This window comes from Pseudarthrobacter raffinosi (genome assembly GCF_023913835.1).
Taxonomy (GTDB): domain Bacteria; phylum Actinomycetota; class Actinomycetes; order Actinomycetales; family Micrococcaceae; genus Arthrobacter; species Arthrobacter raffinosi.
On record NZ_JAMXBG010000014.1, the window covers coordinates 78134 to 95793 of the forward strand.

15 protein-coding genes are annotated in these 17660 nt (G+C 65.7%); 10 read left to right on the forward strand and 5 right to left on the reverse strand.

Annotation, left to right across the window (positions count from 1 at the left end; translation table 11 throughout):
* Window positions 1-192: 192 nt before the first annotated feature.
* The gene (locus tag NG697_RS14310; protein ID WP_252564526.1) at window positions 193-750 is read right to left on the reverse strand and encodes an NAD(P)H-dependent oxidoreductase; all 558 of its coding nucleotides are present in this window, start codon (window positions 748-750) and stop codon (window positions 193-195) included.
* A gap of 120 nt (window positions 751-870) precedes the next feature.
* Between NG697_RS14310 and NG697_RS14315 the strand changes: the two genes are divergently transcribed.
* The 7 genes from NG697_RS14315 (at window position 871) to NG697_RS14345 (ending at window position 10741) form a co-directional block, all read left to right on the forward strand.
* Window positions 871-1479: a TetR/AcrR family transcriptional regulator gene (locus NG697_RS14315; protein ID WP_252599637.1), complete on the forward strand. Its 609-nt coding sequence runs from the start codon at window positions 871-873 to the stop codon at window positions 1477-1479.
* Between the two features lie 360 nt (window positions 1480-1839).
* Window positions 1840-2823: an ABC transporter permease gene (locus NG697_RS14320; protein WP_252599636.1), complete on the forward strand. Its 984-nt coding sequence runs from the start codon at window positions 1840-1842 to the stop codon at window positions 2821-2823.
* Window positions 2824-2825: 2 nt separating this feature from the next.
* The gene (locus NG697_RS14325; protein WP_252614528.1) at window positions 2826-3800 is read left to right on the forward strand and encodes an ABC transporter permease; all 975 of its coding nucleotides are present in this window, start codon (window positions 2826-2828) and stop codon (window positions 3798-3800) included.
* Window positions 3797-6028, forward strand: coding sequence for an ABC transporter ATP-binding protein (locus NG697_RS14330; RefSeq protein WP_252611085.1), 2232 nt, complete (start codon window positions 3797-3799; stop codon window positions 6026-6028). Before NG697_RS14325 ends, NG697_RS14330 begins: the two co-directional genes overlap by 4 nt.
* 48 nt (window positions 6029-6076) lie before the next feature.
* Window positions 6077-7795: an ABC transporter family substrate-binding protein gene (locus NG697_RS14335; protein WP_252599633.1), complete on the forward strand. Its 1719-nt coding sequence runs from the start codon at window positions 6077-6079 to the stop codon at window positions 7793-7795.
* Window positions 7796-7955: 160 nt separating this feature from the next.
* Window positions 7956-9026, forward strand: a complete 1071-nt coding sequence (locus NG697_RS14340) for a Gfo/Idh/MocA family protein (protein ID WP_252611087.1) — start codon at window positions 7956-7958, stop codon at window positions 9024-9026.
* A gap of 170 nt (window positions 9027-9196) precedes the next feature.
* On the forward strand, window positions 9197-10741 hold the full coding sequence (locus NG697_RS14345; protein ID WP_252614529.1) for a S8 family peptidase: 1545 nt from the start codon (window positions 9197-9199) through the stop codon (window positions 10739-10741).
* Window positions 10742-10881: 140 nt separating this feature from the next.
* Here NG697_RS14345 and ald read toward each other — a convergent pair whose 3' ends face one another.
* Entirely contained in the window at window positions 10882-12000 is a 1119-nt protein-coding gene (gene ald, locus NG697_RS14350; protein WP_252599630.1) for an alanine dehydrogenase, read from the reverse strand.
* A gap of 233 nt (window positions 12001-12233) precedes the next feature.
* Between ald and NG697_RS14355 the strand changes: the two genes are divergently transcribed.
* Window positions 12234-13451 (forward strand): PucR family transcriptional regulator, encoded by a 1218-nt coding sequence (locus tag NG697_RS14355; RefSeq protein ID WP_252599629.1) that lies wholly within the window; start codon window positions 12234-12236, stop codon window positions 13449-13451.
* 73 nt (window positions 13452-13524) lie between these two features.
* On the opposite strand, the gene NG697_RS14360 is transcribed toward NG697_RS14355, so the two are convergent.
* Window positions 13525-13929, reverse strand: a complete 405-nt coding sequence (locus NG697_RS14360; RefSeq protein ID WP_252614530.1) for a helix-turn-helix domain-containing protein — start codon at window positions 13927-13929, stop codon at window positions 13525-13527.
* A gap of 49 nt (window positions 13930-13978) precedes the next feature.
* Between NG697_RS14360 and NG697_RS14365 the strand changes: the two genes are divergently transcribed.
* Window positions 13979-14764: an alpha/beta fold hydrolase gene (locus tag NG697_RS14365; protein ID WP_252599627.1), complete on the forward strand. Its 786-nt coding sequence runs from the start codon at window positions 13979-13981 to the stop codon at window positions 14762-14764.
* Here the strand turns inward: NG697_RS14365 and NG697_RS14370 are convergent.
* Window positions 14730-15008 (reverse strand): HPr family phosphocarrier protein, encoded by a 279-nt coding sequence (locus NG697_RS14370; RefSeq protein ID WP_056341927.1) that lies wholly within the window; start codon window positions 15006-15008, stop codon window positions 14730-14732. The two genes, NG697_RS14365 and NG697_RS14370, sit on opposite strands and share 35 nt — an antisense overlap.
* A gap of 61 nt (window positions 15009-15069) precedes the next feature.
* On the reverse strand, window positions 15070-16755 hold the full coding sequence (gene ptsP / locus NG697_RS14375) for a phosphoenolpyruvate--protein phosphotransferase (protein WP_252599626.1): 1686 nt from the start codon (window positions 16753-16755) through the stop codon (window positions 15070-15072).
* 161 nt (window positions 16756-16916) lie between these two features.
* Here ptsP and NG697_RS14380 point away from each other — a divergent pair, with 161 nt between their 5' ends.
* A complete protein-coding gene (locus NG697_RS14380; protein WP_252599625.1) occupies window positions 16917-17645 on the forward strand; it encodes a TetR/AcrR family transcriptional regulator in 729 nt (242 codons plus the stop codon).
* The last annotated feature ends 15 nt before the right edge of the window (window positions 17646-17660 follow it).

Genomic DNA, 17660 nt, shown 5'->3' on the forward strand with positions numbered 1-17660 from the left:
AATGCATTCCGTGCATTAAACGTTACGGCGGTCCCTCAGCCCTGAAAATGCCCGCGAGGTACCGGTTGGAACAAGACTTGGTCACACGTTCGGGCGTGAGCGCCACTCCGCTCACGGTGCGATAACAAATGCCCCGGCCACCTTGCGGTGCCCGGGGCATTTGGGTGCTTGGCGCTGCTGCGTGCGGCTGCCTTACGCTGCCGGCTGGGCGGCGGCGAGTGCGTCGAAGACGCCCTTGATCTGCTCCACTACCTCGGCATCGTCCTTCGGGTGCAGCTCGGCAAAGCGGACCATGGAGCCCGGGACGGCGAGCTTGACGTCCTCGAGCACCTGGGCGCCGGCAATGCCCACCGCCTTGCGGGCTTCGTCCTGTGCCCACACGCCACCGAACTGGCCAAATGCGGTACCGACGACGGCGGTGGGCTTGCCGGAGAGGGCGCCGGCACCGAAGGGGCGGGACAGCCAGTCGATGGCGTTCTTCAGCGATGCTGGCACGGTGCCGTTGTGCTCCGGGGTCACCAGGAGAATAGTGTCGGCGTCGTTGGCTGCTGCGCGGAGGGCGGCGGCAGCAGCGGGAACCTGGCCCTCGACGTCGATGTCCTCGTTGTAGAACGGGATGTTGCCCAGGCTTTCGTGGATGACCACGTCAACCTGGTCGGGGGCGTTCAGCTGGATGGCTTCGGCGAGCTTCTGGTTGGTGGATTCGGCGCGGAGGCTGCCAACAAGGGTGAGGACGGTGCTCTTCGACATACGGACTCCTGTAGTGGGGCCGCGGCTGGGCCGCTGGCCGGTGGAAGGTGGAGGCTTGGTGCCTTCATGGTCTAAACGGACCGTAGTCCGATTATTATTCCCGGGTCTAGGATATGGACTGTGAGCTTTATCCCGCTGCTGCCCGGTTCGCTCTCCGGCCCGCCCGCTGAGCGCAGTGATGCTGCCCGGAACCGTGAGCGGCTGTTGGGCGCGGCGCGGGAGCTGATTGCCGAATGTGGCCCGGACGCCCTGACCATGGACAGGCTGGCCGAGCGGGCCGGCGTGGGCAAGGGCACCGTCTTCCGCCGATTCGGCAGCCGCGCCGGGCTGATGATGACGCTGCTGAGCGATTCCGAGGCCGCCTTCCAGGCCCGCTTTATGTTCGGCCCGCCGCCCTTGGGGCCGGGCGCGCCGGGCCTGGAGCGGCTGATCGCCTTCGGTGCTGAGCGGATCGCGTATGTGATGGAGCATGGGGACCTGGCGAGGGCGGCCGAGGCTTCGGCCCGCAGCCGGTACGAGGTCCCGGCAGTTAAGCTGTGGCAGCGCCACATCGAGCTCCTCCTCCGGGAGGCTGGCATGGATGCGGATCCGCTGCTGATGGCCATGTCCCTGGCCGCAACACTGGATCCGGACCGGCTCCTGCACGCCGTCCGCGTCCACGGCCTGGCGCCCGAGCGGCTGACGGACTCCTGGCGGGAACTTGTTACGCGGGTGGTCCGCGGGCGGTAGAGTACGCCTGAATCCAGTGGCTCGTCCAGTCACATCAATTCCACTGAATTATTCATAACAATCTGATACGGAGCGCGCGGATTCCGCTCAGGTGCCCGCATTTCGGACGCTACTCTGTGGTAGTTTCCTCTGGAATGTGACCCGCAACATAGTCCACCCGGACTTGCTCTGCGCTGGTCGCGGGAGGCCGGCCACACGCTGGTGGGGACCCGGTGGCGGCGAGACCCGTTGCTGGCCGGGAAATCGGAAGGATCTGGAACGTGGATGTAGTGAAGGCAGGAACTCCGTTGCCGGCCCAGGGGCATCCCTTGGAGTGTTCGTCCGCGGTCCTGGTGGCAAAGATCCTGAAGTAGCTGCCACATGATCAGGTACCTCGCCAAGCGCGGCATCACCTACGTCTTTATGATTTTCCTGACCACGTCAGCCGGCTATTTCCTGGCGGTCAGCTCCCTCAAGCCAGCCCTCCTCGAGCAGGAGCGGATTCCCCGGCCCACACCCGAGCAGGTCGCCAACTCCATGCGCCTGAAAGGCCTGGACCCGGACCTCAGCCCGTGGGAGCGCTACGTTGAGTGGCTCACCGGGATCATGACCCGCTGGGACTGGGGCCGCAGCCCCAACGGCGCCTTTATCAACGCTGAATTCGGGGACCGCGTCTGGATCTCCACCCGGCTCTTCCTCGCATCCATCGTCCTGACGCTGGTCATCGGCGTCGCCCTCGGGGTCTACTCGGCGGCCCGGCAGTACAAGTTCCAGGACCGGGTGATCACCTCCTACAGCTACCTCGCGTACATCGTGCCTGCGCCCATTGCCTACTTCCTGGTGCAGCTCGGTGCCATCAACATCAACGAAACCGTCGGGGAGCGCATCTTCTTCGTGACGGGCATCTCCACGCCGGGCATGCAGCCTGGGTGGGCGCAGTTTGTGGACATGGTGGCCCACTATGCGGTTCCGACGATCGCCATCACGCTGGTCGGCTGGGGTTCGTACCAGATCGCGCAGCGCCAGTACCTGCTGGACAACGTCAATGCGGACTTCGTCCGGACGGCACGCGCCAAGGGGCTGACGCGGAACCAGGCCATCACCCGGCACGCCCTCCGGGTTTCCTTCATCCCGGTGGCCCAAAGCATCGCCTTCACTATCCCGGCCATCTTCGCCGGTGGCTTCTTCGCCGAGAAGATCTTCGCCTGGCCAGGAGTGGGGTCCTGGAGCATTGACGCCATCTCGCTGCAGGATGTGAATGCGGCCACGGCCACCCTCGCCTACGGCTCGGTCATCTTCGCCCTGGGCGCCATCCTCGCCGACTTCGCCACCACGCTTGTTGACCCGAGAGTGAGGGTGCAGTAGCCATGACCAACCTCAATGCCGTTGATCCGGCAGCAGTGGCGCAGGATGCGCATCTCGAAAATGCCGATGTGGTGATCGCCAAATCCACCATCATTTTCCGCCGCTTTATGCGGAACAAAACTGCCGTCGCCGGGCTGGCGGTTTTCCTGGGCCTGACCATCTTCTCCTTTCTCGGCGGGTTCTTCAGTCCTTGGGACAAGGAGACCATCGACCCCTTCAATATCGGCATGCCGCCTTCCGGCGACCACTTCCTGGGCACGTCGCAGGCCGGCATCGACCTCTACGCCATGACTGTCGAAGGCACCAGGATCTCCATCATGATCGGCCTGATTGTGGGCCTCGTATCCGTCCTGGTTGCCGCGGTCTATGGCTGCACCATGGCCTATTTCGGCGGCAAAGTGGACAAGGTGATGCTCTTCGTTCTGGAGGCCCTCATCATGATGCCCGCCCTGCTGGTGGTGGCAGTGGCCACCAGCGGCGGAGGGGACGGCCTGAAGAAGAACCTCCCCAGCTGGCTCCTGCTGATCATCGTGCTCCTGGTATTCAGCTGGATGGGGACCGCGCGGCTTATCCGCTCGATGTCCATGTCGCTGATGCAGCGGGACTTCGTCAAGGCGGCCCAGTACATGGGCGTGCCGCCCCGGCGCATCGTGTGGCGGCACCTGGTCCCCAACATCGGGTCGCTGCTGGTCCTGGACATCACCCGCGGCGTCACCGGGGCCATTCTCGCCGAAGTGGCGTTCTCCTTCATCGGCATCGGCATCAAGGTGCCGGATGTGAGCCTCGGCGTGCTGATTGGCGGCGCCACGTCCCAGGTCCAGACCTTCCCGTGGATGTTCTGGGTCCCGCTCACCGTGATGTTCCTGCTCACGGGATCCCTGGCCATGATGAACGATGGCCTGCGTGACGCCTTCGACCCGAGCTCCAGTTCGGTTGGCCGGGCCAAAAAGAACAGCACAGAGAAGATGAGCAAATGAGCACCTTCCTTGAGCCGGCGGACCCGGCCCCCACAGCGGCCGAGCGGCTCCACATCGCCGGTCTCCACTCGCCGTCGGACGCTGTCCTGTCCGTCCGGGACCTGAACGTCAGCTTCAACTCCGAAAACGGGGCTGTGCATGCCGTCCGGGGCGTCAACTTCGACCTCATGCCCGGCAAAACGCTGGGAATCGTGGGGGAGTCCGGGTCCGGCAAATCGGTAACATCGCTGGCCATCATGGGCCTGCTGCCCGCCACGGCCGAGATCTCCGGCTCGGTCAGGCTCAAGGGCAGGGAACTGCTGGGCCTCAGCGACAAGGCCATGTGCGCGTACCGCGGCAACGACATAGCCATGGTGTTCCAGGACCCGCTGTCCTCCCTCACGCCGGTGTACACCGTGGGGACCCAGATCACCGAGGCCCTCACCATCCACAACCCCGGCATGAGCAAGGCGGCGAAGGAAACCCGCGCCGTCGAACTCCTGGCAATGGTGGGCATTCCCAGCCCCAGGAACAGGCTCAGGGCTTTTCCGCACGAGTTCTCCGGCGGCATGCGCCAGCGCGTGATGATCGCCATCGCCATCGCCAACAACCCGCGCGTGCTGATCGCGGATGAGCCGACGACGGCCCTGGACGTCACCATCCAGGCCCAGGTGCTTGAGGTGCTGCATACGGCGCAGGAGGAAACGGGCGCCGCCGTCGTGATGATCACGCACGATCTGGGCGTGGTGGCGGGCATCGCCGACGACATCATGGTGATGTACGCCGGTAAGCCGGTGGAAACCGGCAGCGTGGATGACATCTACTACGATCCCCGGATGCCCTACACGATGGGCCTGCTCGGGGCGGTGCCACGCGTGGACGTCGCGGAGAAATCCTCGCTGGTCCCCATCGACGGCATCCCGCCGAACCTCCTGCACACCCCCACCGGCTGCTCCTTCGCACCGCGGTGCCCGCTGGTGACCGACGCCTGCCTGGACGGCGAGCCCGCTTTGAGCCCGGTTCCGGGAACTGGTTACCACCAGGCGGCCTGCATCAAATCCGCTTCCCTCGGCGGGGACGTGGATGTCCACGAGATCTTTTCCGCCCCGCCGGTCCCGGTCTCGCGCTTTGACCTCATCCCCCGCGGGGACCGCTCAACCGTGCTGGAACTCAAGGATGTCCGCAAACACTTTCCGCTGACCAAGGGTGCTCTGCTCAAGCGGCGCATCGGCACCGTGAAGGCCGTGGACGGCCTGAGCTTCGACATCCGCGAAGGCGAGTGCTTCTCCATCGTGGGCGAGTCCGGTTCGGGCAAAACCACCACCCTGCTGGAAATCATGGAGTTCCACAAGGACCAGGACGGCGAGGTGATCATCGGCGGCATCAGCAACAAGCAGGCCGCCGACGCCAAGACCAAAAGCGCCATGCGCCGGGAAATGCAGATGGTTTTCCAGGATCCCACCGGCGCCCTGGACCCCCGCTTCACCGTCTACGAGGTCCTGGCCGAGCCGCTCCAGAACGCCGGCATGGATAAGCGGGCCATCAAGAAACGCATCATGGAACTGATGAATCTGGTGGGCCTGCAGCCGGACCACGTCAACCGGTTCCCCAACCAGTTCTCCGGCGGCCAGCGGCAGCGCGTGGGCATCGCCCGGGCACTGGCCGTGAATCCCAAGCTGGTGGTCCTGGACGAGCCCGTGTCCGCGCTGGATGTCTCGGTCCAGGCCGGCGTCATCAACCTCCTGGACAAGCTCCGCGCGGAGCTGGGGCTCAGCTACCTCATGGTGGCCCACGATCTGTCCGTGGTCCGCCACATCTCCAACCGGGTGGCCGTGATGTACCTGGGGAAGATCGTGGAGATCGGGGAGGTGGACCGGGTTTTCGACAACCCCCGCCACCCGTACACGCGCGCCCTGCTGTCCGCGATCCCTGTCCCGGACCCGCAGTTCGAACGCACTCGGGAGCGGATCATCCTACAAGGGGACCTGCCGTCTCCGTTGGACGCCCCGAAAGGCTGCAACTTCGCCACCCGCTGCCCCGTCTTCGCGGCGCTTCCCGCTGCGAAACAGGAGCATTGCCTGACCCTGGAGCCCCCGCTCGAGGCCGTGCAGCCTTCCGCTGCCGTGGAGATTCTGGAGGCCGGCCCGGTGCCCACACCGGATCAGCAGTTCGCCTGCTTCTTCCCGGATGGTGAACTGGACGAGCACATGCTGGTGGTCCACGAAACGGCGGAACCCCATGCACCCTGATTTTTTCGACCCATCACAAGCACCACCCGCACCTATGAAGGGAAAACCATGAGGAATCTGACCAAGATCGGCGGCGCAGCGGCCATTGCCGCAGCCCTGACGCTGACGGCCTGCGGCGGTGGCGGAACACCCACCGGACCGGAAACCGCCAAGGGGCAGGGAACGGGCAGTGACCTGGCCAAGCTCATCAGCATCAACGAGAAGCCGGCCGCTGATCTTGAGCCCGGCGGCAAGGTCACCCTGCCGCTGGGCAGCATCGGGCCGGATTTCAACGGGTTCTCCAACAACGGCAACAGCTCCGACAACTCCGCGATGATGGCCCCGATCAACCCGGTGGCCGTGAACAGTGGCGGCATCGGCGGTTGCTGGAAGGTCGACTTCGTCGGCAAGGCAACGCCGAACAAGGACTTCTGCGAGTCGGTGGAGAGCAAGGTTGTGGACGGCAAGCAGACCGTCACCATCAAGGTCAACGACAAGGCCACGTACAACGACGGCACGCCGATCGACATCAAGGCCTTCCAGAACACCTGGAACATCCTGAAGAGCCCAGATGCCGGCTACGACATTGTGAGCTCGGGGGCCTATGAATTCGTTGAGTCCGTCGAGGCTGGCAGCAGCGACAAAGAAATCATCGTCAAGACCACCCAGCCGGTTTACCCCGTAGATTCGCTCTTCTTCGGCCTGATCCACCCGGCCGTGAACACGCCTGCGATCTTCAACGAAGGCTTCGTGGGCGAAATGCATCCGGAATGGATGGCTGGCCCCTTCAAGGTGGACCAGTACGACGCCGCAGCCAAGACCGTCACCATGGTTCCCAACGACAAGTGGTGGGGCACTAAGCCGGTTCTGGAAAGCGTGGTCTTCCGCCAGCTGGAAACCAGCGCACAGATCGCGGCTTTCAAGAATGGCGAGATCGATGCCATGTCCGCCAACACCATCGCCCTGTACAAGCAGCTTGAGGGCACCAAGGACTCCGAGGTCCGCCGTGGCCAGCGCCTCTTCGCCGGTGGCATGAACATCAACGCCCAGAAGATCACCGACGTCGCCGTCCGCGAGGCCATCTTCGCCGCTGTTGACCGCGAAGCCCTCCGCAAGGTCCGCTTCAATGGCCTGAACTGGGAAGAGCCCAGCTCCGGTTCCATGATGGTTCTGCCGTTCTCGGACTACTACCAGGACAACTACCCTGTGAAGGAAACCGGCGCGGACGTTGCCAAGAAGGTCCTGACCGACGCCGGCTACGCGCCCAACGCCGCCGGAATCATGGAGAAGGACGGCAAGCCCGCCGCCTTCAAGATCAGCAACTTCGGTGACGACCCCACCACCCTCGCCTTCACCCAGACCCTGCAGAAGCAGCTCCAGGCCGGCGGCATGGATGTTGGTATTGACCAGCGTGCCTCCGCCGACTTCGGCAAGGTCATCGGCGGCCGCGACTTCGACATGAGCGTCTCCGGCTACACCGTTGGCCCGGATGCCACCGACGCCGTCAAGCAGTACTACGACTCCAAGGTCAACGAAAACGGCCTGGGCGACGCCGAGCTGGACAAGAAGATCGCCGATCTCGCGTCCATCGAGGACAACGCCGAGCGCAACAAGGCAGCCATGGAAGTTGAAAAGGAGCACATGGCCAAGTACTTCTCCATGGGTGTTGTGATGAACGGCCCGCAGATCTCCTTCGTCCGCACCGGCCTGGCCAACTACGGCCCGTCCCTGTTCCAGAGCCTCTCCCAGGTTCCGGACTGGTCCACCCTGGGCTGGATCAAGAAGTAACATTTTCTGACTGAATCAGCGCTATACGGCGAAGGCCGGCACAGCCCGCGAACCGGGAAGTGCCGGCCTTCGTCGTTCCCGCCCCCCGGACGCTCTCTCACCTTTCGCAGGTTTTTCCGGATCGCTCTCTCACAAGTGCTGGCGGGGTAGCCTAGCCCTTATGACCGGGACTGAAGCTGAACGCACTATCCGCACCGCCGTCGTCGGCTATGGACTCTCAGGGAGCGTTTTCCACGCGCCGCTCATCGCGGCGGATCCCCGCTACTCGCTGGACGTCGTCGCCACGTCCGACGCCGGCCGGCAGGCTGCCGCGACGCAGCGGTGTCCCGGCGCCAAAACAGTGCCCGACGGCGATGCGGTCCTTGCGCTCGCCGGTGACCTTGACCTTGTGGTGCTGGGGACCCCGCCGGCCACTCACTTCCCGCTGGCGAAGGCCGCCCTGGAGGCCGGGCTCGACGTCGTCGTCGACAAGCCGTTCGCCGTCAGCAGTGCCGAGGGGCAGGAGCTGATCGCCCTCGCGCAGCGGCTGGGCCGGGTGCTCACGGTCTTCCAGAACCGGCGCTGGGACGGCGATTTCCTCACGGTCCGGAAATTGCTGGCCGGCGAAGCCTTGGGTGCCGTGACCCGCTTTGAGTCCAGCTTCGAGCGCTGGTCCCCGGACATCTCCAAGGCGTGGAAAGCCAGCGCCACGGCGGCGGACGGCGGCGGCGTGCTGTTCGACCTGGGCGCCCACCTTATCGACCAGGCGCTTTTGCTGTTCGGTCCAGCCGCCGTGGCCCACGCGGAACTGCAGGCGCGGCGTCCGCACGAGAAGGTGGACGATGACGTTTTCCTGGTGCTCAACCACGAGTCGGGGGTGACCAGCCACCTGAGCATGAACATGCTTTGCGCCCAGCAGGGCCCGCGCTTCCGCATTCTCGGATCCACTGGCGCGTTCACCAAGCACGGGATCGACCCGCAGGAACCGTACATCGTTGCCGGCGGCAGCCCGCTGGACACTGAATACGGCGTTGAGGCACCGGAATGGGCAGGAGCCCTGGGCCGCGACGGCCACCTCGATCCGCTGCCCACGGAACGAGGTGCCTACCCCGAGTTCTACCGGCTCCTGGCAGCCAAGATCGACGACGGCGGCACCTCCTCCAACCTGCCCCTCCCGGTAGACCCGGCAGACGCCGTCGAGGTGCTGAAGATTATCGAATCAGCCCGGGCTTACGGAACCGCCGGCTGTTGAAATTGCGTGAGGTGAGTCACTAAGGTCTCTGTTGCGGGTGATACCGAATTGTTGGGCAGGTGTAGCCCGGAAGGATCCGAGGCAAACAGCCGTCAGGGTCGTGATCGATTGACTCTTGCCAGCGGCACCTGCGATCGTGTGGTGCCCGCCGGCAGAATTGGAGCAACACCATGCAAAGGTTCACCAAGCTTGTGGCGCCAATCGGGGCACTAGCCCTCGCCATTGGCCTTTCGACCGCCGCGGCTCCTGCGGCGTTGTCGGCCAATGGGCAGTCTGTCCAAACCGTAATGCAGGCAAATGCCCAAGCCGGAAGCCAAACCTACATCGTCCTGTACAAAGCCAACGGCGTTTCCCGCGCTTCGCTTGCGGCAGTGCAGGGCGCCGGCGGCACGGTGGTGCAGGCTTATCCGCAGATCGGTGTGGCCATTGTAAAGTCGGACCGCGGCGGCTTTGATGCGGCCCTGCGCGCAGCAGATTCTTCCATTCAGGGGGCCGCTTCCACAGCAGGCTTCGCCGTGGCTGTCGAAGACGACAACTCCGGTGCGGCTGTGGCGGCCATAGCACCCGGCGCCCCGGCACCCGGCGATGACAACCTGGCCGCACTCCAGTGGGATATGGACCAGATCCAGGCCCCGGCCGCCCGGGCGATCAATGGCGGCAGCGCCTCGGTGGTGGTGGGCGACATCGACACCGGACTGGACCACACGCACCCCGACCTTGCCCCGAACGTTGATTTCTCCAGGAGCGTTTCCTGCGTTGGCGGCGTCCCCAACACGGACCCGGCGGCGTGGATGGACAACAACGGCCACGGCACCCACACGGCGGGAACCATCGCAGTCGCGAACAACGGCATCGGCATGGTGGGCGTTGCGCCGAACGTGAAGATTGCCGGGATCAAGGCCGGCGACGACGACGGATTCTTCTACCCTGAAGCCGTGGTCTGCGCCTTCATGTGGGCAGGATCGAACGGTATCCAGGTCACCAACAACAGCTACTTTGCCGATCCCTGGCTCTTCAACTGCAAGAATGACCCCACCCAGCGGGCCATCTGGGAAGCTGAGCGCCGGGCCATCAAGTTTGCCCAGCAAAACGGCACCACAGTTGTGGCCTCGGCAGGCAATCAGTCAGACGACCTGGCTCATCCCACCCAGGATGTCACCAGCCCGGATAACACCACCGCGGTCACGCGCGACATCACCAACGCCTGCGCCGTGGTTCCGGTGGAAGTTCCGGGCGTGATCGGCGTGAGCGCCAACGGCAACAAGCTGATCAAGTCGTTCTACTCCAGCTACGGTGTGGGCGCCGTCAGCGTGATCGCGCCTGGTGGAGACTCGATCCTGCAGCAGACGGCGGCCGCCACTAACGGCCGCGTGCTGTCCGCGTGGCCGTCCGCTGCCGCCGCATCCTGCCCCAAAGTGTTGACTGTGACGGACGGAGCCGCCCGCTACTGCTACCTGCAAGGCACATCGATGGCCGGACCTCACGTTGCCGGTGTCGCGGCGCTGGTGGTCAGCACCGGAGTCAGCAAACCGGGCACCGTGGCATCGCGGATCAACACCACCGCCGACAAGATGGACTGCCCCGCTGACATGAGTGTGTACGCCCCGTTCCCTGCAACGGACAACGGCGCACCCCAGGTGTGCCAGGGGGGTGCCGGCTACAACGGCTTCAACGGCCACGGCCAGGTGAACGCTCTCCGCGCGGTCGGCGGCTGACCCTGTCGAAGTCCGCCGGAATGGCAGTCATCCAACGCGTGCTGCTCCTTCGTCGCTTTGACGCACGCTTACTGGATGGCTGCCATTCCGACGATAAGTGCGCAGCGATTCCCGCGGTCGTTCTCGCACCATGGGGAGAGTTACGCGGAAACCAGCTCGTGCCAGTCCGCCACGAGGGGCAGGTTGTGCGCCTCGGAGACGGAGTGGTGTGCCACGTGGCCGGCGGCGATGTTGAGGCCGGCGGCGAGGGCCGGGTCGCGGTCGAAGGCGGCCTTGACGCCCAGGTTGGCCAGGGCCACGGCGTAGCGCAGGGTGACGTTGGTCAGCGCGTAGGTGGAGGTGTTCGGGACGGCGCCCGGCATGTTGGCAACGCAGTAGAAGATCGTGTTGTGGACCTTGTACGTCGGTTCCTGGTGTGTGGTGGGGTGCGTGTCCTCGAAGCAGCCACCCTGGTCCACCGCGATGTCCACGAGCACGGAGCCGGGCTTCATGCGGGACACGAGTTCGTTGCTGACCAGCTTGGGGGCCTTGGCGCCGGGGATCAGGACGGAGCCGATGACGAGGTCGGCGTCGACGACGGACTTCTCGATCTCGTAGGAGTTGGAGGCAACTGTCTTGAGTCGGCCCTGGTACTGGGCGTCGAGCTCGCGGAGGCGGTTGATGTTGATGTCCAGGATGGTGACGTCGGCGCCCAGGCCCAGGGCCATGGCAGCGGCGTTGGTGCCGGCGACGCCGGCGCCCAGGACAACCACCTTCGCCGGGCGGACACCCGGTACGCCGCCCAGGAGGACGCCTTTGCCGCCGGCGGGTGCCATCAGGGAGGTGGCGCCGACCTGCACGGACAGGCGGCCGGCAACCTCGGACATGGGGGCCAGCAGCGGCAGCGTGCGGCCTTCCTGCACGGTCTCGTAGGCGATGGCGGTCACGCCGGAGTTGATGAGTTCCTGCGTGAGTTCCGGTTCGGCGGCGAGGTGGAGGTAGGTGAAGAGGATCAGGCCCTTGCGGAAGCGGTGGTACTCGGCCTTGATGGGTTCCTTGACCTTCATGACCATGTCGGCGCGGGCCCAGACGTCATCGGCCTCGGCAACGATTTCGGCGCCGGCGATCGCGTATTCCTCGTCCGTGATCCCTGAACCCAAGCCTGCGCCGCGTTCCACCAGGACCGTGTGGCCGTGGGTGCGGAACTCGTGAACGCCAGCAGCGGTGATGGCGACGCGGAATTCGTTGTTCTTGATCTCTTTGGGGACACCGATGATCATTTGTGGCTCCATACTCTCAGGCCGCGTAGGCCCGAAATTGCGGGGAAGGTTGTGATTCCAGAATAAATCCGGCTGTGACCCAGCTGACAGGAAAGCGGGGTCCGGGGCACGCATACTCAGCGTCATTCCGGGAATTTTTGCTCTCGTGGGTCGACAAATGTTCAGCGTGAGGGCGTCAGGTGTCGCCTGCTGTTCGTTCGCCCGGATGCCCGCCGGAGCAGTAGGGTTACCCCATGCAGCAGGACGTGGAACAACTCGTGGAGCAGGTGGCGCAGAAGCTTGGCCGGGGACTGTCGCTGGAGGACCTGGACGGCCTGCTGCTGGCTTACAGCTCCAACCAGTCCCACGCGGACCGGGTCCGGGTGAACTTTTTGTTGAGCAAGCGGGTCCCGGCCGATGTCAGCGCCTGGCAGCTTTCCCATGGCATCGCCACGGCGGTCCGCCCGGTAGCGATTCCCGCCAACCAGGACCTGGGGATGCTGGGCCGGGTGTGTGTTCCGTTGATGGTGCGCGGTTTCCGCGTCGGCTACCTCTGGGTGCAGCAGGACTCGGCAGAGGAAAGTCCGACGGCGATCCTCTCCCAGTTGCCGGACGTGACCCCGGAGATCGAGCTGCTTTCCGGCCTGCTGCTGGACTCCAACACCGCCGAGTCCGAATTCCGGCGGGGCCGCGAACGCGAGTTCCTGGCCGCCTGTTCCGGCGAGGCCAACGCGGTGGCCGCCGTGGCGGGCCGGAAGGAAATCCAGGGCAAGGGGCCGTGGCAGATGGTCACCGTGCTCGACGCCGATGGCTGGGCCGGCGGCCCGGATCCCATTGCTTCCACGCTGATCCACCGCTCAGCCGCCCTGCAGGCCACGGTGGGGGTGGACGTGGCGCTGTTCAGCGCCGGCACGGAAACCCATTCGGTGGTGCTGTTCCGTGAGTCGGTGGGCCGGGCAAACCATGCCCAGGTGCTGGTCCACTACCAGCTGGAGCTGGCCAAACGTTCGGGCCGGCCCGTGCACCGCATCATCCTGGGCATCAGTGAGGGTTTTGCCAAGCCGCGCGAGCTTGCCGAGGCATACCGGCAGTCCAAGCAGGCGGCTCAGGCGGCGGCTGTGGACCCCCAGCTGGGCGAACTGGTGGACTGCCGCGCCACCGGTGTTTACCAGCTGCTGGCGTCGGCGGGCGGGGGAGCCGGCGCCTGGGCTGACTCCGGGTCCGTATATGTGCGGATGCTGGAGGACCACGACCGCAACGATGAGCTGCTCCCCGTACTGGAGCTCATCTACGATAACGACGGATCGGTCCAGGACGTGGCCACCAAACTCCACCTGCACCGCAGCAGCATCTACAACCGGCTGGGCCGCATCCGGCAGCTCCTGGGCGTGGACCCGCTGAAGGGGATGCCCCGGCTCGAACTTCATGCGGCACTGAAAATGCGGCGCTGGGCGGCCCGCCCGCGGATCTAGCTCGCGTGCCGGGATCCAACACCCGGGACTCAACACCCGGGACCCGCCCACCCTGCGCCAGCTTACGACGGGGCTAGGCCTGCTCTGGCTGCTCTGCCTGCTCTGGCCCGTCAAGCTTCTTCTGCCGGTCCAGCCAGACCATGATGGCGGCCAGCCTGATCCGGCGGTGCGTGCCGCGGTATTCCACGGGGATCTCGCCGCGATCGGTCATGTTGCGCAGGTACGTGTGGGAAATCCCGGCGAGTTCGGCCGCCTGGGAGGTGGTGAGCACTTCCTCCACGCTGCTGACGGTCACCGCTTCGCCGCGGCCCAGCCGAGCGAGCAGGTCCACGACGGCGTCCCTCGCCTGGGGCGTCAGCCGGTGGACCGTGCCGTCCACGAACACCGTGATGTCGTTGCTGTCCCGGAGAGAACGTGCGAGGTTCAGGGCGTCGTCGGCGGGCAGGCCAGCCGTGACGCGTGGAGCTATCAGTGCCATGCCAGAAGCCTAACCCTGTACCTCCGGGCGGCGGCGGTAAGCTCGCGGGATGAAGCTCAGTGATGGCGAGGACATTGAATCCGGCGGGCTAGCGGGCAGGCTGTACCGCTCCGTGGCGCCAGCAGGCGATGTGCAGCGACCGACGTATGTCCTGCTCCACGGCATCGGCGTTTCCCACCGCTACTTCGCTCGGCTGCACCGGGAGCTGGCCCTCGCAGCCGACGTCTACTCCTTTGACCTCCCAGGGTTTGGCGACGCGCCCAAGCCCCGGCGCCAGGTGCCGGTGGGTGAGTATGTGGCTTTCGTGCGGGCAGCGCTTGCCGCCGCCGGCGTGACGTCCTGCGTGGTGATCGGGCATTCCATGGGAACCCAGCATGCCGTTGAACTCGCCCTGCAGGAGCCGGAGCTCGTGGACGCCGTGGTGCTGATGGGTCCCGTGGTGGACCCCCGCCGCAGGTCGGTTGCGCGGCAGGCGCTGGCGTTGACCCGCGACGCCATGTTCAGCGAGAGCCCGTCGGCGAATGCCATCGTCTTCGCGGACTATTTCCGGGCCGGCCCACGCTGGTACCTCACCGAGCTGCCGGTGATGATGCAGTATCCCCTTGAGGCCAGGATCCGCGGAATCAGCCAGCCGCTGCTGGTGTTGCGGGGCAGCAGGGACCCGGTGGCCGGGCCCGACTGGTGCCGTCGGCTGGCTTCCCAGGCCCCCCAGGGCAGCATGACGGAAATCTCCGGCCATGGCCACGTTTTCCAGCACACCGCCCCGGGACCAGCGGCCGCCGCGATCACCAGCTGGGCCCCTATTCGGCGTCGAGGTCCGTTTCCAGGAGCTTGACCAGCGAATCCAGTGCCGCGTCGGCGCCGTCACCTTCAGCCCGGAGCACCACAACATCGCCTTTGGCGGCGCCCAGGGTCATCAGCGACAGGATGCTCGAAGCGTCCAGCGCGTCGTCCTCCGGGTCGCCCTGCATGGCAATGGTGACCTCAACTCCCACGTCTCCGGCGGCTTCCGCAAACAGCGCGGCGGGGCGCGCGTGCAGGCCGGAGCGGCTGGCGATGGTGGCGATGCGTTCGGGCATTGTTCCTCCTGGTGGGTGCTTCTTTGTAGCTAGCGGCGGGCGGTTGGTACGAACCGGCCGGTCAGAGGCCGAGTTCTTCGAGGACTGGCAGTTTTTCCCGTACCCAGGCCTTGGCTTCGGTGGCGCTGGGCGCGGACAGCGCCAGCTTGGCCAGCTGCTGCGCCTCGGCCAGCGTAACGGTCTTCAGCACCGCGGCCACGGCGGCCAAGGACCGCGCGGTCATGGACAGCGTGGTGACGCCCAGCCCAGTAAGTACGACGGCGAGGGCCGGGTCAGCGGCCGCCTCACCGCAGACGCCCACGGGCTTGTTGTGGCCTTCCGCGCGGGAGCCTTCCACGGTCAATCCCACGAGGCGCAGCACGGCAGGCTGCCACGGGGTGTTGAGGTTGGCCAGCGGGCCCAGCTGGCGGTCGGCCGCCATGGCGTACTGCGTGAGGTCGTTGGTGCCCAGGCTCGCGAAACCCACCTCGCGCAGGATGGATTCGGCGGTCAGTGCTGCGGACGGCACCTCCACCATGACGCCCGGGTTGGTGATCCCGGCGGCGGTGCACATCGAGGCAAAATGGGCGGCTTCCTCCGCGGTGGAAATCATCGGGGCCATGACCCAGACGTCAGCCTCCGAGTCCTTCTCCGCGAGGGCGATCGCCTGCAGCTGGCGCTCCAGCACGCCCGGTGTGGTGAAGTCGGTACGGTAGCCGCGGACGCCGAGGGCCGGGTTGGGCTCGGTGGCGTCGGTGAGGAACGGCAGCGGCTTGTCGGCACCGGCATCGAGCGTGCGCAGGACCACTTTTTTGCCCGGAAAGGCGTCAAACACGCTCTTGTACGCGGCTGCCTGCTCTTCCACGGAGGGTTCGGTGTCGCGCTCCAGGAAGCAGAATTCCGTGCGGAACAGCCCGACGCCCTGCGCGTTGAGGCCGGCGGCGGCCACGGCATCCTTGCCGCCGCCCACGTTGGCGAGGAGCGGCACCAGGTGGCCATCCGCCGTCGCGCCGTTCCCTTCAAACACGGCCAGGAGGGATGCGTTGGTTGCCCAGGCCTCGGCGGCGGCGCGCTGGGCGTCATCCGGGTCCACGGTGATGGAGCCTGCGGCGCCGTCGACGAACACTTCGGTGCCGTCGGCCAGTTCGTCCACGCCTGCGGCCGCGACGACGGCGGGGAGGCCAAGGGAGCGGGCAATGATAGCGGTGTGGGACTGCGGTCCGCCGCCAGCTGTGACCAGGGCCAGCACCTTTTCAGGGTCCAGCGTGGCCGTGTCGGCCGGTGCCAGGTCCTCTGCCACGAGGATGAACGGCGTGCTGGCGGAGGGGATGCCCGGGGCGGGTACGCCCCGGAGTTCGGCCACGATCCGGGCGCGGACGTCAAGGACGTCAGTGGCGCGTTCGGCCATGTAGCCGCCCAGGTTGTGCAGCATTTCGGAGACCGAGGCGCCGGCTTCCCAGATGGCTCGCTGCGCCGAGGTGCCGCGGGCGATCAGCTTGGCGGCGTTCTTCAGGAGCATGGTGTCCTTGGCCATCAGCGCCGTGGCCTCCAGCACCGCCTTGCCGTCGCCGCTGGCCGTTTCCGCGCGGGCTTTCAGCTCGTCATGGACGGCGGTCGCTGCTGCCTTGAGCCCCGCCGTGGCTTCTTCGGCGGACGTACCGCCGGCCAGCTGCTCGCCTGCAGGGGGTTCGCTGATCGGTTTGGGCATCTGCCGGACGGTTCCGATGATGCGGCCGGGGCTGACGCCAACTCCTGGGAAGGTCTGCACTGAAGGTCCTCATTCTCTGCCGGTAGCCAGGCCCGCCTAGGTTTATCCCGGCGCCATGCCGGGGCCGCCGCGACCACTATGTGCGAGGGCGGAAACGTGCCTGAAAAAATTGTATGTGATTCAGTTCATATAGCAATGCTATAGGTGATAGGGTAGCGGCTATGAGTTTGGATGGCCAGCTTCCCCCCAAAATGCGTCTGTTGCGTGCAGCGGCCGAATTGCTGGCAAAGTCCGCTGGAGCATCCGTCTCCACCCGTCAGATCACGCAGCTGGCAGGGGTCACGGCGCCCACGCTGTACCACCACTTCGGTGACAAGGAAGGTCTCTTCGACGCCGTCGTCGCCGCAGGTTTTGAAGAGTATGTTGCGGGCGAGAGGGACTTCGCCCCGTCCGGAAATCCGCTGGAAGACATCCGGCGGATGTGGGATAACCACGTCCAGTTCGGGCTCAAGCAGCCGGAACTGTACCTGGTGATGTTCGGCAATATCCGCCCGGAAAGCCGCCCCGCCATCGTTGCCGATGCCGAGGCGCTCATGGAGGAGATGCTGAACAAGGCAGCGGCGGCGGGCCAGCTGAACGTCCAGCCGCGCGAAGCAGCCAGGTCCATCCTGGCAGCCAACGTGGGTGTGACCCTGATGCTGATTGCGGAACCCGCCGCCGAACGGAACCTTGAACTGTCCACCATGACCCGGGACGCCATGATTTTTGCGGTGTCTGCGGCACAGGCCGAAGGGGCCGCGCCGGAAGACTCCGGCAAGTCCTCGGTAGTGGTGGCAGCGATTGCCCTGAATGCCGCACTTCAGGCTTCGCACTCAGACCAGCTTTCAAGCTCGGAACTCAAACTGTTCCTCGAATGGCTTCACCGAATCTCCACCAGCACGTCGTCGTAAGTATCGGACCCATCC

What these genes read in the sequence shown, in the direction of transcription:
- NG697_RS14335 (WP_252599633.1), top strand. Translation starts at nt 6,077, where the DNA reads ATGAGGAATCTGACCAAGATCGGCGGCGCAGCGGCCATTGCCGCAGCC.
- NG697_RS14340 (WP_252611087.1), top strand. Translation starts at nt 7,956, where the DNA reads ATGACCGGGACTGAAGCTGAACGCACTATCCGCACCGCCGTCGTCGGC.
- NG697_RS14330 (WP_252611085.1), top strand. Translation starts at nt 3,797, where the DNA reads ATGAGCACCTTCCTTGAGCCGGCGGACCCGGCCCCCACAGCGGCCGAG.
- NG697_RS14345 (WP_252614529.1), top strand. Translation starts at nt 9,197, where the DNA reads ATGCAAAGGTTCACCAAGCTTGTGGCGCCAATCGGGGCACTAGCCCTC.
- NG697_RS14355 (WP_252599629.1), top strand. Translation starts at nt 12,234, where the DNA reads ATGCAGCAGGACGTGGAACAACTCGTGGAGCAGGTGGCGCAGAAGCTT.
- NG697_RS14320 (WP_252599636.1), top strand. Translation starts at nt 1,840, where the DNA reads ATGATCAGGTACCTCGCCAAGCGCGGCATCACCTACGTCTTTATGATT.
- NG697_RS14310 (WP_252564526.1), bottom strand. Translation starts at nt 750, where the DNA reads ATGTCGAAGAGCACCGTCCTCACCCTTGTTGGCAGCCTCCGCGCCGAA.
- NG697_RS14365 (WP_252599627.1), top strand. Translation starts at nt 13,979, where the DNA reads ATGAAGCTCAGTGATGGCGAGGACATTGAATCCGGCGGGCTAGCGGGC.
- NG697_RS14325 (WP_252614528.1), top strand. Translation starts at nt 2,826, where the DNA reads ATGACCAACCTCAATGCCGTTGATCCGGCAGCAGTGGCGCAGGATGCG.
- NG697_RS14380 (WP_252599625.1), top strand. Translation starts at nt 16,917, where the DNA reads ATGAGTTTGGATGGCCAGCTTCCCCCCAAAATGCGTCTGTTGCGTGCA.
- NG697_RS14360 (WP_252614530.1), bottom strand. Translation starts at nt 13,929, where the DNA reads ATGGCACTGATAGCTCCACGCGTCACGGCTGGCCTGCCCGCCGACGAC.
- NG697_RS14370 (WP_056341927.1), bottom strand. Translation starts at nt 15,008, where the DNA reads ATGCCCGAACGCATCGCCACCATCGCCAGCCGCTCCGGCCTGCACGCG.
- ald (WP_252599630.1), bottom strand. Translation starts at nt 12,000, where the DNA reads ATGATCATCGGTGTCCCCAAAGAGATCAAGAACAACGAATTCCGCGTC.